At 47.7% G+C, this 13,432-nt stretch carries 20 protein-coding genes; 12 read left to right on the top strand and 8 right to left on the bottom strand.

What is annotated here, in order from left to right:
- Nucleotides 1–244 precede the first annotated feature (244 nt).
- The 6 genes from H6F51_24795 to H6F51_24770 form a co-directional block, all read right to left on the bottom strand.
- Nucleotides 245–1,363, bottom strand: a complete 1,119-nt coding sequence (locus tag H6F51_24795) for a site-specific integrase (GenBank protein MBD1825690.1) — start codon at nt 1,361–1,363, stop codon at nt 245–247.
- 215 nt (nt 1,364–1,578) lie between these two features.
- Entirely contained in the window at nt 1,579–1,761 is a 183-nt protein-coding gene (locus H6F51_24790) for a hypothetical protein (GenBank protein ID MBD1825689.1), read from the bottom strand.
- The gene (locus H6F51_24785) at nt 1,758–5,594 is read right to left on the bottom strand and encodes a hypothetical protein (protein ID MBD1825688.1); all 3,837 of its coding nucleotides are present in this window, start codon (nt 5,592–5,594) and stop codon (nt 1,758–1,760) included. Before H6F51_24785 ends, H6F51_24790 begins: the two co-directional genes overlap by 4 nt.
- Complete coding sequence (locus H6F51_24780; protein ID MBD1825687.1) at nt 5,591–5,983, bottom strand: hypothetical protein; 393 nt, start codon at nt 5,981–5,983, stop codon at nt 5,591–5,593. The genes H6F51_24785 and H6F51_24780 overlap by 4 nt, the downstream gene beginning before the upstream one ends.
- Nucleotides 5,984–6,062: 79 nt before the next feature.
- On the bottom strand, nt 6,063–6,236 hold the full coding sequence (locus tag H6F51_24775) for a hypothetical protein (GenBank protein ID MBD1825686.1): 174 nt from the start codon (nt 6,234–6,236) through the stop codon (nt 6,063–6,065).
- 97 nt (nt 6,237–6,333) lie between these two features.
- Nucleotides 6,334–7,218, bottom strand: a complete 885-nt coding sequence (locus H6F51_24770; protein ID MBD1825685.1) for a hypothetical protein — start codon at nt 7,216–7,218, stop codon at nt 6,334–6,336.
- Between the two features lie 4 nt (nt 7,219–7,222).
- On the opposite strand from H6F51_24770, the gene H6F51_24765 reads away from it, so the two are divergent.
- Nucleotides 7,223–7,423: a hypothetical protein gene (locus H6F51_24765; protein MBD1825684.1), complete on the top strand. Its 201-nt coding sequence runs from the start codon at nt 7,223–7,225 to the stop codon at nt 7,421–7,423.
- A gap of 412 nt (nt 7,424–7,835) precedes the next feature.
- Here H6F51_24765 and H6F51_24760 read toward each other — a convergent pair whose 3' ends face one another.
- Together H6F51_24760 and H6F51_24755 are read right to left on the bottom strand one after the other, a co-directional pair.
- On the bottom strand, nt 7,836–8,129 hold the full coding sequence (locus H6F51_24760) for a fertility inhibition FinO-like protein (GenBank protein MBD1825683.1): 294 nt from the start codon (nt 8,127–8,129) through the stop codon (nt 7,836–7,838).
- The gene (locus H6F51_24755; GenBank protein MBD1825682.1) at nt 8,129–8,398 is read right to left on the bottom strand and encodes a hypothetical protein; all 270 of its coding nucleotides are present in this window, start codon (nt 8,396–8,398) and stop codon (nt 8,129–8,131) included. The genes H6F51_24760 and H6F51_24755 overlap by 1 nt, the downstream gene beginning before the upstream one ends.
- A 222-nt stretch (nt 8,399–8,620) precedes the next feature.
- Here H6F51_24755 and H6F51_24750 point away from each other — a divergent pair, with 222 nt between their 5' ends.
- The 11 genes from H6F51_24750 (at nt 8,621) to H6F51_24700 (ending at nt 13,426) form a co-directional block, all read left to right on the top strand.
- Entirely contained in the window at nt 8,621–8,851 is a 231-nt protein-coding gene (locus tag H6F51_24750; GenBank protein ID MBD1825681.1) for a hypothetical protein, read from the top strand.
- A gap of 15 nt (nt 8,852–8,866) precedes the next feature.
- On the top strand, nt 8,867–9,088 hold the full coding sequence (locus H6F51_24745; GenBank protein ID MBD1825680.1) for a hypothetical protein: 222 nt from the start codon (nt 8,867–8,869) through the stop codon (nt 9,086–9,088).
- Between the two features lie 78 nt (nt 9,089–9,166).
- A complete protein-coding gene (locus tag H6F51_24740) occupies nt 9,167–9,523 on the top strand; it encodes a hypothetical protein (GenBank protein MBD1825679.1) in 357 nt (118 codons plus the stop codon).
- An 84-nt stretch (nt 9,524–9,607) separates the two neighbouring features.
- On the top strand, nt 9,608–10,597 hold the full coding sequence (locus tag H6F51_24735) for a hypothetical protein (protein MBD1825678.1): 990 nt from the start codon (nt 9,608–9,610) through the stop codon (nt 10,595–10,597).
- Nucleotides 10,597–10,884, top strand: coding sequence for a hypothetical protein (locus H6F51_24730; protein ID MBD1825677.1), 288 nt, complete (start codon nt 10,597–10,599; stop codon nt 10,882–10,884). Before H6F51_24735 ends, H6F51_24730 begins: the two co-directional genes overlap by 1 nt.
- A 62-nt stretch (nt 10,885–10,946) precedes the next feature.
- Nucleotides 10,947–11,204, top strand: a complete 258-nt coding sequence (locus H6F51_24725; protein MBD1825676.1) for a hypothetical protein — start codon at nt 10,947–10,949, stop codon at nt 11,202–11,204.
- Nucleotides 11,204–11,545 (top strand): hypothetical protein, encoded by a 342-nt coding sequence (locus H6F51_24720; protein ID MBD1825675.1) that lies wholly within the window; start codon nt 11,204–11,206, stop codon nt 11,543–11,545. Before H6F51_24725 ends, H6F51_24720 begins: the two co-directional genes overlap by 1 nt.
- Nucleotides 11,542–11,811: a hypothetical protein gene (locus H6F51_24715; protein MBD1825674.1), complete on the top strand. Its 270-nt coding sequence runs from the start codon at nt 11,542–11,544 to the stop codon at nt 11,809–11,811. Before H6F51_24720 ends, H6F51_24715 begins: the two co-directional genes overlap by 4 nt.
- Nucleotides 11,812–11,895: 84 nt before the next feature.
- Nucleotides 11,896–12,246: a hypothetical protein gene (locus H6F51_24710; GenBank protein ID MBD1825673.1), complete on the top strand. Its 351-nt coding sequence runs from the start codon at nt 11,896–11,898 to the stop codon at nt 12,244–12,246.
- Entirely contained in the window at nt 12,243–12,737 is a 495-nt protein-coding gene (locus H6F51_24705) for a hypothetical protein (protein MBD1825672.1), read from the top strand. The genes H6F51_24710 and H6F51_24705 overlap by 4 nt, the downstream gene beginning before the upstream one ends.
- Entirely contained in the window at nt 12,734–13,426 is a 693-nt protein-coding gene (locus H6F51_24700) for a hypothetical protein (protein MBD1825671.1), read from the top strand. Before H6F51_24705 ends, H6F51_24700 begins: the two co-directional genes overlap by 4 nt.
- Nucleotides 13,427–13,432 lie beyond the last annotated feature (6 nt).

The raw sequence follows: 13,432 nt of genomic DNA, 5'->3' as shown, positions 1-13,432 counted from the left end.
AGTTTATTGCAGTAGTAGCAAACTTGGTCGAGCGCTTGTGAGTGTCAGCAAATCTCAATTCACAGATGGATGACCTGGGGCTCGAACCCAGAACCAGCGGATTAAGAGTCCGACTAAAAAAACGCCTGTACCAGTACGATACAGGCTGAAATCTTAATAGAATCAAGCTTTTTGGCTTGAGCAAATGTACTAAATTGTCTCGAAATGTTCCCAATGATCGCTGCTGAAACGGATCAAATTTGGCTCACGGTGGCAACGGTCGATCGTCGCGCTGCATCAAGAGGTCATAGGCTCTTTGGTGGATTTCATCAGTGATCCAGTAATGATAGGTATTTGTATGTTCTTTGTAGCTATGCCCCATTTGTTGTGCTGCTAGTTCAACGGGTAAGCCAAACTCGATTGTCCTAACTGCCCATCGATGCCGCAAATTATAGGGATTGCGAAAACCGTATCGTCTAAATGCAGCCGTCACCCGATGCCCTAGCTCACGATTGTTCTTTCCGGTGACTTGCGGCAGTAGTGAGACATTCCACAATTGCCATTTGTTCCACCATTCCGGGTAAACTGCCCAGACCCTTCTCTCTCCGGTCTTTGCGCTGCTTCCGTCTTCATGTTCGATGATGCTGAGAACCGGGGATTCTTTCAGTTTTTCCAAATCGATGTAGAACAATTCGTGATTCCGCAGTCCATAGCAAGCCATCAAGCCAAATGCGTAGCCCCAAGATTCGCTTTTTGCATAGATGCGATCGCGCCATTCGCTGATCTCTTTGTCCGATGGTAGATCGCGTGGATATACTCGCTTTGCTCCCTTGCTTCCGTACTTGCCGCGCAATGGTTTCACATTCAAGTCGATGCCTGCAATCTCAGCTAGCTTTCCTAAAACCATGCAATAACGTTTTCGTGTTCGGGTGTCGGGTGCTGTTGATTCAATGGTCGATCGCAGCAGTTCTAATGTTAGAGGTGCATCCGGTGGCAACTGCCGAAACACTTGAGCGTATTCGGTTTCCCACGTTGTCTCACTTTTTGGATTGCGCGATCGACGGGTAAAGTATTCGGTTTCATAACGCTCGATCCAGGTTGCGATCGTTTCGGATTCAGGCTTTTCAGGTTCTTTCCAGTCATCCCATCGGAATTCTTTAGCAGCAAGTTGCCCTGCTAATTTTTTCGCCTCTTCCCCTGCTTTTTTAATTCCAGCAGAGTTGTTAAAGATTCCAAGCGGAATATATTGCCGATACCATTCACCTGTACCTGTTCTTGGTGGCAACTTGGCACGAAGGGACAGCATAAATCCCTTGCCTCTAGCTTCAACGGTCACGCCAAGCTTAGCCGCCTTTAAGCGGTCATTCAGTTGTTTTAAGTTCATTGTTCAATTAGTAAGATTTGCGCTTCTCAGGAGGCGTGCAGAGCAACTCTGTGCATCGTTCTATATGGAATTGCAGCGTAGGGCGTTTTGAGCCGGTTGGCGAAACATCTCGGACGTGGTAGCCCATCTTGAGCGTCCCCAATCGATTCAACTCTCTCAGTTTTTTGTCAGTCAGGTCAAGCAAGATCGCTGCCTCATTTGTGAAATACCAAGTTTTACCGCTCATGCTTGCGACTCGCCTTATATTCTGCGTAAAGGGTTAATGATTTCTCAGCCAGTTGCAGCAATTTCGCTGAACCGGGACGTTTCGCGATGCGATCGATTAATCTGTGGCATCGCAAGCGCACCTCATCTGTGTGTGAGGTTGTCTCTGCATTAATTTCGGGAGTTTCGCTCATGCCACGTATGCCTCCCATCCTGGCGGTGGCGATTCGTATCGCTCCTTCCTTTCACGCTGTTTGGCGCGTTCTTCACGTTCAGCAGCTAAGCGATCGCGGATCGATTGCAAAATCAGTTCTAGATTGTCTCGGAAGTAGGCAGAACCACTACACTCCATCAAGAACCAGAATACAAAGTAGATTGATCTCGACTTGCTAAACCGCTGCTTCCCGTGGCGATCCTTACCGTTTGGGTTAAGTTCCTCCGTTTCAACTCGGATCGACTTGCCACCCTTCTCGTAGCCCAGATACGACATACAAGCCTTGATATGGTCGAAGAATGATTTCTGCGAATCAATCAACGGGAACAGTCGAGCCAGTTCGGAATTAGCTTGAAACTGCCGATGCAGCTTCGCAATCGCATCACTTGCAGCCCGGAAAGCGTTCAAATCTGCCTCAATTTCCTTGACAGTGGAGACAGATGCTAACTTTCCAAGATTCAATACTCGAAACAGCTTGATATTTTGCAGCCGCTTAAAGTTGCCAACGTTGTAATGCGCTGGACGTTCCCGCAAATACTGAAGCAGGTCACGATCGTCCTGTTCATTCGGTTCGGTTGCCGTGATGTAGTTTTTAAGCTTCTCAACCCGTCGAGAGTGAAACAGCTTCGTCAACTCGATTGCAGCCGATCCGAGTTCAGCCCTGGCGCTCTGCAATAGTCGATCAAGTTTTGCGTATTCTGCAAAAGCATTCGTTCGTCGGTTTGCCAGCAAGAACCACTCTCTGCGAGCGTCCACAAGCGCTTGCCAATCGTCAGGACTATCAGACTCAGCATAGAAGCGTTTCAGAATGTCAAGCCGCTCGTCTAAAATCTCGATCGCGTCGGTGAGTTGCTCAATGTTTGCAGCAAGTTCGGATAGCTTGCCTCGAATGGCATCACAACCGCCTAAGCTGTCAATTTCTGCATTCGCTTGACGCACTTCAACTTCAGACTGTTCAACATCTGCGATCGCTTTCTTCGCAATATTCGGGTACTTGACTAAGAATTGAGCCAGCTTGATATCCCAAACCTCAGAATTTAATTTAGGCTCCTTCTCTTCATCAATCAATCGCAATCCGTTCTGTAGATTCGCTTTTAGCGTTCTTTCAGCGTCCTCAGACTTGAGAATTTGGGCATCCTTTCGCCATTCGGAAACGCGATCGCTCTCGACTTCAACCGTTTCAACCGACTCAAAGAAATAATCGAGCAGACACCGCATATATTCAGACGTAAACGCCTTTTCGATATCACGAATAAGCCTTTCCCAAACTGCCCATCCTTGCACTTCTAGGGGCATATTGAAGCCCAAATCCATGAGTGTTTGCGCGATTTGCTCAGCCCACTGCCGGATCTTCTTGCTGTCCAATGAAGGGGTCACACATTCGGGATTACCTGAATGTCTGGGGGCTGAAACGTACCATTCTGGACACTGCCGACATCTACCGAGCATTTGCAGCATTTGAGTCGGTGCAAGCGTTCCAGTACAAATCAGCAGTCCGCGATCGAATTTCGCCTGAATGTCTAACCCAGATTGAGCGGTGGGAGTGTAAATTACTGCCTGAATCTTGCCGTGTTCGATCACATTGTCCGGTTCAGGCATGAAGGACTGATTTTCTTGCGGCGTTTCAGAGCAAACGATCCAAGTCTTCACACCCTTTGATTTGAGGTAGCGATCGAGCATCTTTGCAGTATGAATTGAATCGACCGCGATCGCAATCCGTCCTAACTTCTCGTCAATCCAGCGATCGAGTAAGGAATAGTAAATTCCCTCATGACTGAAAGAAATCTCACCCGCCTTATTGCGGCATTCCAGCCACTTGATTTTGACGGGTGACTTCTTAAATTCCTGGTTGAGAATTTGCATCGAACCTGATCGATGTTTCTGAATCACACGGATATCGATTTCGCTCAAGAAAGCATCTACCGCAATCAGCGAGGCACATCGAGCGATCGCATCCGTAACCTGTGGCAATTCGGCAGTTTTACCAAGGATTTCTTTACGAATCCCACAAAATTCATCAAGGATAAGAATTACGTCTTCCCACTGAAGTTTACCGACTGCATAAGGCTTGAATGAATCGGGAGCCATGCAATAGATTCCAGGTTCACCTGCTTCAAGCATTGCTCGAAATTTGCCGGGGTCATCCTGGTAGTGGTAGACATTAAATCCAAGTTTTTTAGCACGTTGTGCTGTTTGGCGGAGCAATCCGTTTCGAGGCGAAACTAGAACGATCGGCTTATCTTTGAACGGAATCAGCGATCGCAGCATCGATTCAGTTTTGCCAGCACCCAACCATCCTTGTAAACAGTTTGTATCCCAGAACAGATCGATGATCGGTGCAAATCCTTGGTATGACTGAAATCGAATTTCATTGCCACTGACAAGGGGAGGCAATAGGAAATCACGCTTCAAACTTTCCCAATATTGGAGGAATCGAAGCTTTCGCTTATTGATTAAGCGATCGCGCTTTGATTGTTCGGCTTGCTCTGTATCGGCATCATCTTGATATGCAGCACACGCGGTTTTGAAACCTTGATAATGGGGCGCAGGACTGTTTGGAACCTCAACGCCTGAATCCTTCAGAAATTCCCGCGCTGCTTCAATCCAGTCCTTTCCAGACGGGTAGGGACAGCCCCAGTAGCGCTTGTTATAAAGCCAATACCCGAAAGCATCGATCGGTTTATCGTCGGTGCAAGCGGTGCAATGATATCCCCATCCGCCATTTGGATTTGGTGCAATCCACGCAGAAGTACCAGACGCACTCTGGTGACTCGGATTACAGCATCGTCCTCTAGCTTTTTGTCCGCTAAACTTCCAATCGTGCGGGTAGAGGGTAAAAGCATCCGATCCAAGTCGATCGCAGGCTTCTTGAACCAACTCAATCAGGTTGGGGTTTCCGACTGCGACCCGCTTAGATAGTTCAATTCTCTTTTGTTCTCTTGCAGCCGCACGATCAGCAATCTCTTTTCGATAGCCAACCAAGCCTTTAGCAAGTTCTGCTCTAACAAACTCGTGTTTCTGCTGTTCATTCAGTTTCGCTGAAGTTTTCAGTGCAGAGTGAAAGCGATCGCGCCACCAATCTTCGGGCATTTCTTCCGGCAAGTTCCATCCCGAATAATCGAACCATTTCTGCAATCCAGCAAGGATCTGATCGGGAGTGTAGCGATCGTGTGAGTAGTACAGTAATTCCTGTTCTCTCCCTTTCTCCCGTCTGGAGAATCCCGGCAACCGCATCGGTTGATGGAGCCGCACCGTTACAGGGTCAGCGAGGAAAGCCAGCACCATCAATCGGCGAATCGATTGGATTTGCTCTACTGGGTAATGGCGATCAAACTTGAAATGACCGTGAACTGACTTCCCGCCGCTTGTAATGAGCAAGGCAGGATTTAGTGCTGTGACAGCACTAAATCGCTGATAAAGCGCGATTTGTTCCTCTCGGCTCCCCTGGTCGATTTCGATGCCAATGTCGTCAGTTTTGCTGACACATTCTTTTAGCGGATTGTCCTGGGGCTGAGTCGAAATGTAGAACACTCCGCCATCTAATTCCCGACATTTGCGGCAAAGGTAATCAAACGCTTTATCCGTTACTTTGTAAGTTCGGCGGCGCTCGGCTCCCTGTCCAGATGTGGCGAATAACTCAAAGTTTCCAGAGTCATTCCAGTCGCCGACAAAGAACTTGTTATGCCCGATTTTGATCCAAATCTCTTTGGATCCATCAACCGCAGCCAAGACACTTAGGAATGCTCGAAAAGCTGCCAATCCAGTCAAACTGGTAAGAGTTAAAGGATTGTTTGGAGGTGCGATCGCAATCATACCGCACCTCCTTCGCCGATTAACTTGAGAGTATTCCAAAGCTCTTTAAGTTCCGACTCAGCGATCGTCCAAATTTGCTCTAAGTTGATCGGAATTCCTAAATCGTCTAACGTCCAATCAAGCCGCGCTAATTGATAGTAGAGGTAATTTGCTTCGAGTTGGTTCAGTTGGATCGGAAGCGTCCAGTCACCACACGCGATATAAAAACGATCGCTATCAAGTGCAATTTTTTGGGGAACGGGTGCGATCGTTAGATCTGGTTTACGCGATTCGCATGAGAATTTCTCTGGTTGCCAGAGTGTAAGCTGCGAAGTGCTTTGAGAAGCGCTGCTCTGCTTCCCTTGTGCCCCCAATTGGACGGGTGCTAGAATTGAGCAAAAGTTTGACATTATATTTATCAGGCGAATCCGGCAGCGGCTTATGTGAGAGTTTGGCGCTCCGGGTTTTCTTGGAAGATCCCTCAAAGAGTTAAGCGGCTTTGGGGGATCTTTTTGTTGGCGATGCAACCAGGTATTCAGAAATTGCTTGTCTTGCGATCGCGCTACCGTTTGAGTTTTCGAGTTTTGCACGATCCTGCAATGCTTCCCATTCAACCGGACTCAAACGAAGTGGAAGAACAATGCTCTTAACTTGGCGCTTCATGTCAATTTGGTTCAAAAATACCGATATACGTAGAGTAGAAGTCTCAATCTGCGATCGCAATTTTTGTGCAACTAACTTTGTTTTTGTAACGATCTCGTTACGAACCGAATCCTTTTCCTACCCGTTTGGCAGTACGGGGAGCCTTTTTGCCGCTAGGAAGTAACTGTCCATTCCGAAATGCCATCTGGTTATATCCAGATGTGTTTCTGATTGTTCTCCCCCAGCGCTTAAGCTCACGCTGAAATGCTTGGTACTCCTTGCTAAGTCGAAAAGTTTCATCCTTCGATGCTGTTAATGCTGATATTCCTATTAGCGCTTCGGACAAGGGTAGCGACACACGATGGTCTTTTGATGGCTGAAGAGAATCGGCAGACTCTAGCCATTGCGCGGTCTGTTGCATCACTTTATAACTGTCTGTGTTGGAAAGTTGAATCCCTTCGCTGGCATTCCCTGTAGCTAGTCCTGACATGAAAATATCTGCATCCAGTATCGATGACTCCCATATAAACCAAAGATCAGCAGGTGTGCTGAAATCCTGTTGCAGTTCGGCACTTCTTGGAAGTAGCTGAATCGCCAAATTTAAAACAGCTTTGGAAAGCTCGGCTCTTGGTTTAACTCGGATTTCGTCAGAGAACAAAAGTTCAGCAGGAATTTTTTTGTCCCCTGGAACTAGATAGCTCAGCCATTCAGACAGCGATCTGTACCATTTCATATGTCCGCTGTACGCTGCAATTTGATCCGGATGACACAAACACTGCTCAAAACCATAGCGGTAAAGCAGCATTTCCGGCAGGAATCGAATTAAAACGAGGTAGTCATCCCAAACAGCCGTTTTATTTCGCCACCGTTCAACGACCTGCTCAAACGAATCTGCAAAGCCACGAAAGAATTGCATCTTACGCTGTTGATATACAACGTTCAATGCTTGTTCGTGATGCAACTGTGCTTGAATTTCAGCACGAGTTAGATTTTTCTTGTTCATAACTGTGGCTCCTGACTCTATTACGACGCTATGGAACTTCCGTTTTGAAGCTTGTCTAAGTAAGCTCCGATCGCTGCGTTTGCGATTTGATTTTTGGGAATGTTTTGCTCTCTTGAAGTCTGTAACAGGCGATCTCGTAGTTCAGTCTTCAATCGAAACGTATCAGGTGATGCTTGAGGCATGGCGAATCAATCCAAGTCCTTAAGTATTACTGAGACGCAGTTTGCCATTGATTTTCAAAGTCTGACAAGATGCCCTGAGAAAACAGCTGTAAGTGCAATTGAGCGATCGTCTTAGCATTGCGAATTGTGTAACGCCCTTATAATCAGCATTACGACGATTGTGTTTTTAGAAGTGTGTACTCATCTGTACCCAAATGTATTCTGATTGGGCTGTACTTTGGGGTCAAAAATCATACGCAAGAGTTACAGATGATGATACAAATGTTCACGTTGCCTGAGTAGTGGAATCGAGATTGGTTAGCGGTTCTAAGCCGCATTCAGAATTTGTGCTGCTGTCAGTTGCAAGCCTGGAAATGTGGGAGAAACGACACGATCGCTGCCTCAAAACGGGGGAGATCGGTCATTTTCCTGATCGTCACTGTGCCGTGTTGTGCTCTAGCAATCCTTTGGTTCCCTCGGCTTGCGTTCAAACACCTGGATCGAGGGATTGTCCAGGATAAAACCGCTCTGAGTTTTCTTGCCCATTGAACCCGCGATCGCAGCCACCCACAAAGGGAACTGCTCATTCGCGGCTTCGATTTTGTTCCAGATTTTTGGTCTGACGGTGATTAAGACGACTTGCCCGTCGCAGTTAACAGAAAATTCTTTCCACCCGTTCTCAACAGTTACGGATTTGGGGAGTTCGTTGATCTTGATTGTTAACTCAAGCTTTCCTGCGATTGCCTGCATTATTCATCGCCCCCGTCTTTCTCGGTTAACTTTGTCCAGATCTGCCGCACACGAGCATTGATTTCATTAAACGGAATTGGAATTCCTTCACTGTTCAACTGCTCGATCGCTTCATAGAACAGGATCAATTGCTCAACTTGTGCGCCTTCATTGCGTCCATTGCGCTCCGCAATTTGCTGCAATATCTCGCGCAAATCACTATCAAGTTTGTAATTCACCCTGTCCACAGGTCGCGATCGCTTCGGTCTTCCCACAGTTGCCACTGTCATTTGTACATCTCCTATTGAACTCCAAAAGTATTCGGTACATTCACCTTAGCCGTAAAAACCAGATATTGTACAGACAAAAAACATGAGATCGAATTATTAATTCGTCTGTTTTATATATAGAATAATGATGTGTTTTGTACAGATAAAACACAGATTTTTAATTTATATTGAAATTGTCGGGTGAGAGACAACGCCCAGACATCCCGGAAACAGGGGGCGGCGATGAGCCTGCCAGAGACACCGGAGGCCCGGAAGGGCAACTACAGAACCAACACAAACAAATACGCCGCTATCTGGGCAGGAGACCGATCGGGGGACTCCAGTAGGGCAAAGTTCAAAAGATTTCAGCGATCGCTGTTTGCGGTGACAGAGCAACACGATCCGCCGGAATTTCGGCAATCAAAAAGCCGATCGCGCTCCCTGGAAAGAAATGCGATCGGCTGTCCCCAATAACGAGGATTCATCCAAATGCTAACACTCGAAACCGCTCCAATTACCTCAACTGCTTCGGATGAAGATGAACGCGGATCAGGCAGAATCGCTGCCCTAGCTCCAACCTGTTCACAGTGCAGAGAGTTTTGCTCTAGTTCCAATGTTTGCTTGATGAAAGCGAGAGCCGGACTAGAGGAAGGTGCTAAGACCTCACCGAAGCGGAAGGCTTGCTATTTTGCGAGTTTGCTGCCGTTTTAATGCAGGTGACAGCCATGAATAAACGCTTCTGGCTGTCCCTTACGATCGCATCCAGATCACCCAACAAAAGAAAACATCATGCCAACTTCAATGAGCAAAGCCAACCAGAAAAGACTCTTAGCCTGCTGTTCTGGCGGGCAACACATCTACCTTGTTTATCGCCACGGCAATCCGAGAGATGTTTTTCAGGGCTGTTGGTTGACCACAGATCCAGAGATCAAGGAGTGCAGCGATTACGATTTCCGCGTTGATCGACTCATCGAGGGAGTTGAATCAAAGATCAACGCAATCTGGAAAGTCCGAAGCGCGGAACACTATGAAATTACTGAGGAATCCGCGATCGTGCTTCATCGACTCGAACAAGCCATCAAGGACGAAAAAATCAAGTTTCCTCCCGATAATCCGGGCGAATGGCAAGAAGGCTTCCAAGCCTAGCGATTCGCAATCGTACCCAGATCACCCAAGCCCTTAGTTAAAGCTGAGGGCTTTCCTGCGTCCATTTTCAAACTAGGAGCATCAATGAACTATTCAACAATGTCAGAGCTGCAAAAGCTCAATCGGAACTATCAAGCAATCCGGGAAAAAGTCTATGTCAATCCCGGCAACAGATTCACTGAATTTCTGAATCCCCAAGGGCAAATCATTCGCCTTGCCTCAGTGGTCCGAGATTTTGATCTCGACTTTGAAGACTATCCCCAATGCAACGAAACAACGGTTGTGATTGAACGCGACAAGCGAATCTATGCGATCGGCTCCTTGGCTAAGACGCTCAAGGGAAAAGCCGCATTCGACAAAGGCAAGCTTCAAATGATGGCTGATTTGGTGTTTGCAGCACTAGAACCGAATCCAGGCTCTAACATCCTGAGAGTCGAAAACCTCATGATTGCAGTCCCAGACGTGCGGAATGATGAAGCACTCCGAGCGGTGAAATCTCTAGAGGGAACCTTCGACTATAAGCGCAACGGTAAGGATTTAATTGTGACGATCGCTAAGGCAACAGCGATCGAGGAAGCCGCCGCCGCTTACCGATATGGCATCAAACACGGCTTATATCAGTGGACTGGAGCTATCAACGGCGTGATTGATTTTGGTGGCGGTACAAGTTCCGGGCGATTGTTTGCGCCTGAAGGAGTGCCGATCCGAGAGGCATCAGTCACATTGCCTGGGTCGAACCAGTTAGGTCATGCAATCCAAGCTCGATTGTTAAAAGCTACGGGGCAAAGCGTTGATATCGGCTCAATTCTGGATGGTATCGAGAATCAGACCTACACAACCGGACACAACGGCGTGAGCTTTGCAGCCTGCTTTGAGAGTTGCGTTTCTGAATGGTTGGACGATATCCGCTCAGCAGCGCGTGGTCAGTGGCAGTCTTATCTCAGTGATTTGGGTGAGGTTTTGTTAGTTGGGGGGAGCGCTCCATTAGCAGGCGCGATCGAGCAATCAACCGGGGGACGGTTCAAGATTGCGCCAAATCCGCAAGACATCACAATTCTGGGGATGAGTTGCTAATGGGACAACGAAAGCAGATAACACTCCCCGATGATGCCGCCGCAATTCTGCAAGCTTTGACGGTAGATTGCGGCATCGATAACAGTTTAGTGATTACGTTGCTGTTACGTCGCTATCACTCACATCTAAGACAGCTTTTTGCAATTGATAAAGGCATAGAACAGCCTGCTACGGCTCCACAAGTAGTTACGCCGCCGAATGCCGTAGTAAGCCGTAGTGAGTCGCTACCCGTTGCAGAAAAGCCTAAAAGCCAGCCGGATAAGCCGCCGCCATTGACGGGACTCTAAGAAAGCACGATCGCATTGCCCCCAAGATACTCAGGGTATTAATCGCAAAGGAATTTTTCGAGATGTATCACAACATTCAAGCTACCCCGGAGATGTACGCCAAGGTTGCGATCGAGGCTTTCAAATCGCTGCTTTGTAATTCCGCGCTGATTGAGAAATTAAATGCGGAAGATCAAGCGGCGATCGAAGCGAATGAAGACTTCATTCCGGTAGAAGCCAAAATTGCCGATCTAGCGCTGGAGTACACCGAAGCTTTCCTGCCGCTGCTCGATCGCGGACTGTCTGAAAACTTCCCAAGTTCATATGAGGTGAGGTTCTAATGTCCCAGCTGTTCAATCAAATCTGCCAGTTTTACGGTGCAAATTGCAGCAAGGCATCCTTCACCGATCTTTGTTTTCTGGCTTCTGATATCGGTCGATCGCTTGTTGATGGCAGTGCGATCGAGGTCAAGTCATCTGATGGGTTCGTGAACCGCAGCAAGCGGATTAAGCAAGTTTCTCGACTTGACACGATCGCGTGTCTCGGAAAACTTGCAGCGCTACTCGAAAAGAAGCTGGAAGCATTACCCAAATCGGAACTAGAACACCTCGATCGAATACAGCAAATGATCGCTGGCGCATCCGGTGAACTTCCGAAACGACTGAACGATCCAAATTTATGAACGATGAGCAAGTTCGTGCGCTTTGCGATTGGTATTTGACGTGCGATCGCGCCACTTTTCCTAATCCGCCGTTCAGCTTAACCGGGTGGCAGATGGTAACGGGTGAGCGATTCTTCGATACTCTCACCCGCGAGGTAATGGACGAGATCGATTACTTGAACGGCGATCGTACTTCTCCCCCAGTGCGACTCCGAGGACTGTTGAAGGACTTGGAAGCCCTGAAAACACTAAGTTTTACTCAGATTGACGATTACGACGATTGGTAACATTCAAAACCGATCGCGCCAGCCGTGACAAAAAAACGCGATCGGCTCACCCCAACAACGTCAAGCATTGAGGATTTTTTTATTATGGCGACAAAACAAAGTTTGATCACCTATCACGCTGATAGTCCAGCAATTCAAGCGTTGATCTCTGAATTTGGAGAGCGTTTATCAACGCTAAGCGCTTGCGAAAAACTAAATCTGCTCGCCATTTTCGGAGACTGGCAAGAATTCGACACGCGATCGCAGGAGGAAGGTGACGACCCGATCACATTGAGCGATTTCCTGCAAAGCGATCTAATTCGAGTTGAACCATTTTCTTCAGATGTCGAACGCTGCCTTGAAATTCTCGCAGACTACAACATCGGAGACGACAGCACACTCGGTCTATGCGTCTCAATCTGTCATCAATTGATGGAAGGTTACTACCTGAAATGAACAGCATTTCAAAAAAGACCGTTACCCGATCGCTCTTAGGACTTGCGATCGTATTCGGCTGCATCATCGATTCCGGTCGAATCCTGCAATATCAAGCAAGCATCCAGGCTCGACAAGCAGAAGCCGCCCAGAATCAAGCAGAGCAAACGTCTGAAGAGTCTCGACTTACTAAGGCTCAATCCGACTCTAAGACTGCTCTTGATCGCGCTAAATCGGGCTGTGTTGCCGTTGTGCTGACTCAGAACAATAAACCTGCTCGATTCCAGAACAAAGCAAGAGTTTGGGATGCTCAGACATTCCCCGCAAATCCCAAAACTCCGCGATTTGACAAGCAAGGGAATCCGATCAACGGGGTTCAGCCAATGCCCCCTGGCATTACTGTGTGCAATCAATTTGGCGACACAGCGATCACAACTGAGGGCGGATTTCTCAGCAAAATCTATCGAGTCGAAGCAAACAAACTTCAAGAATTCAGGAGCAACTTGAAATGAAGACAGCCTCAAGTGGTCACTCTCAACAATCGACGCAACAATCAAGCCAAACTAAACGATCGCACCATAGCAACAGAGCATTGCTCCGATTTGCAGAATATAGCTTTTATGCGATCGCGGGGGTTTTAGCTTTCTTCTCTGCAACGCCTTGGATCGAAGTAGGTCATCTAATCGGAAGTGAAATTGCAGCGACAAGGTTATACAACGCCCTGGTTGCAATCCCCTTTCTCGGTCTGTTGTTTGCGTTTTTGCGATGGATTCTGATTAATGCCCTTGGTGCTGGACTCTGGGCGATCGTCAACGTGGTTCAGATTTCCCCAACACTGTTGGCAGTGCCGCCGATTTATGGGGCGATCGTAGCTTGGCTCAAAGCGCAGAAAGAACCGGATAGCGACAATCCCCAGATTGCTAAGTATCAGAAGAAAATTGCGGAATGGTTGCTGGATGTGTTTAACGAGGTCGGCAAGTTTAGCGCGATCGCTTACTTACTTGAGCTTGCGGTCAACCTTGCTTATTTCGCTCCCTACCGTGGCGGATGGACTGCATTCATCAAGGATGCACCACTCTGGACGATCGACAAAATTCTCTATGTGCAATTCGGCTTAATGCTGGCTTCGATCTTTGCCGTCGAGATTCTAATCCGGTTCGTTCTTGCCGTGTGGCGCATTTTCCGCGCGATGCGTGGCTAAACCTAT

The organism is Cyanobacteria bacterium FACHB-DQ100, assembly GCA_014695195.1.
GTDB lineage: Bacteria > Cyanobacteriota > Cyanobacteriia > Leptolyngbyales > Leptolyngbyaceae > Leptolyngbya.
This window is presented reverse-complemented; position numbering and strand designations above follow the sequence as displayed.

Coding starts and splice junctions, on each gene's coding strand:
- H6F51_24725 (MBD1825676.1), top strand. CDS start 10,947: ATGTATCACAACATTCAAGCTACCCCGGAGATGTACGCCAAGGTTGCG.
- H6F51_24780 (MBD1825687.1), bottom strand. CDS start 5,983: ATGTCAAACTTTTGCTCAATTCTAGCACCCGTCCAATTGGGGGCACAA.
- H6F51_24715 (MBD1825674.1), top strand. CDS start 11,542: ATGAACGATGAGCAAGTTCGTGCGCTTTGCGATTGGTATTTGACGTGC.
- H6F51_24740 (MBD1825679.1), top strand. CDS start 9,167: ATGCCAACTTCAATGAGCAAAGCCAACCAGAAAAGACTCTTAGCCTGC.
- H6F51_24730 (MBD1825677.1), top strand. CDS start 10,597: ATGGGACAACGAAAGCAGATAACACTCCCCGATGATGCCGCCGCAATT.
- H6F51_24755 (MBD1825682.1), bottom strand. CDS start 8,398: ATGACAGTGGCAACTGTGGGAAGACCGAAGCGATCGCGACCTGTGGAC.
- H6F51_24790 (MBD1825689.1), bottom strand. CDS start 1,761: ATGAGCGAAACTCCCGAAATTAATGCAGAGACAACCTCACACACAGAT.
- H6F51_24795 (MBD1825690.1), bottom strand. CDS start 1,363: ATGAACTTAAAACAACTGAATGACCGCTTAAAGGCGGCTAAGCTTGGC.
- H6F51_24710 (MBD1825673.1), top strand. CDS start 11,896: ATGGCGACAAAACAAAGTTTGATCACCTATCACGCTGATAGTCCAGCA.
- H6F51_24750 (MBD1825681.1), top strand. CDS start 8,621: ATGAGCCTGCCAGAGACACCGGAGGCCCGGAAGGGCAACTACAGAACC.
- H6F51_24705 (MBD1825672.1), top strand. CDS start 12,243: ATGAACAGCATTTCAAAAAAGACCGTTACCCGATCGCTCTTAGGACTT.
- H6F51_24770 (MBD1825685.1), bottom strand. CDS start 7,218: ATGAACAAGAAAAATCTAACTCGTGCTGAAATTCAAGCACAGTTGCAT.
- H6F51_24700 (MBD1825671.1), top strand. CDS start 12,734: ATGAAGACAGCCTCAAGTGGTCACTCTCAACAATCGACGCAACAATCA.
- H6F51_24745 (MBD1825680.1), top strand. CDS start 8,867: ATGCTAACACTCGAAACCGCTCCAATTACCTCAACTGCTTCGGATGAA.
- H6F51_24720 (MBD1825675.1), top strand. CDS start 11,204: ATGTCCCAGCTGTTCAATCAAATCTGCCAGTTTTACGGTGCAAATTGC.
- H6F51_24785 (MBD1825688.1), bottom strand. CDS start 5,594: ATGATTGCGATCGCACCTCCAAACAATCCTTTAACTCTTACCAGTTTG.
- H6F51_24735 (MBD1825678.1), top strand. CDS start 9,608: ATGAACTATTCAACAATGTCAGAGCTGCAAAAGCTCAATCGGAACTAT.
- H6F51_24760 (MBD1825683.1), bottom strand. CDS start 8,129: ATGCAGGCAATCGCAGGAAAGCTTGAGTTAACAATCAAGATCAACGAA.
- H6F51_24775 (MBD1825686.1), bottom strand. CDS start 6,236: ATGAAGCGCCAAGTTAAGAGCATTGTTCTTCCACTTCGTTTGAGTCCG.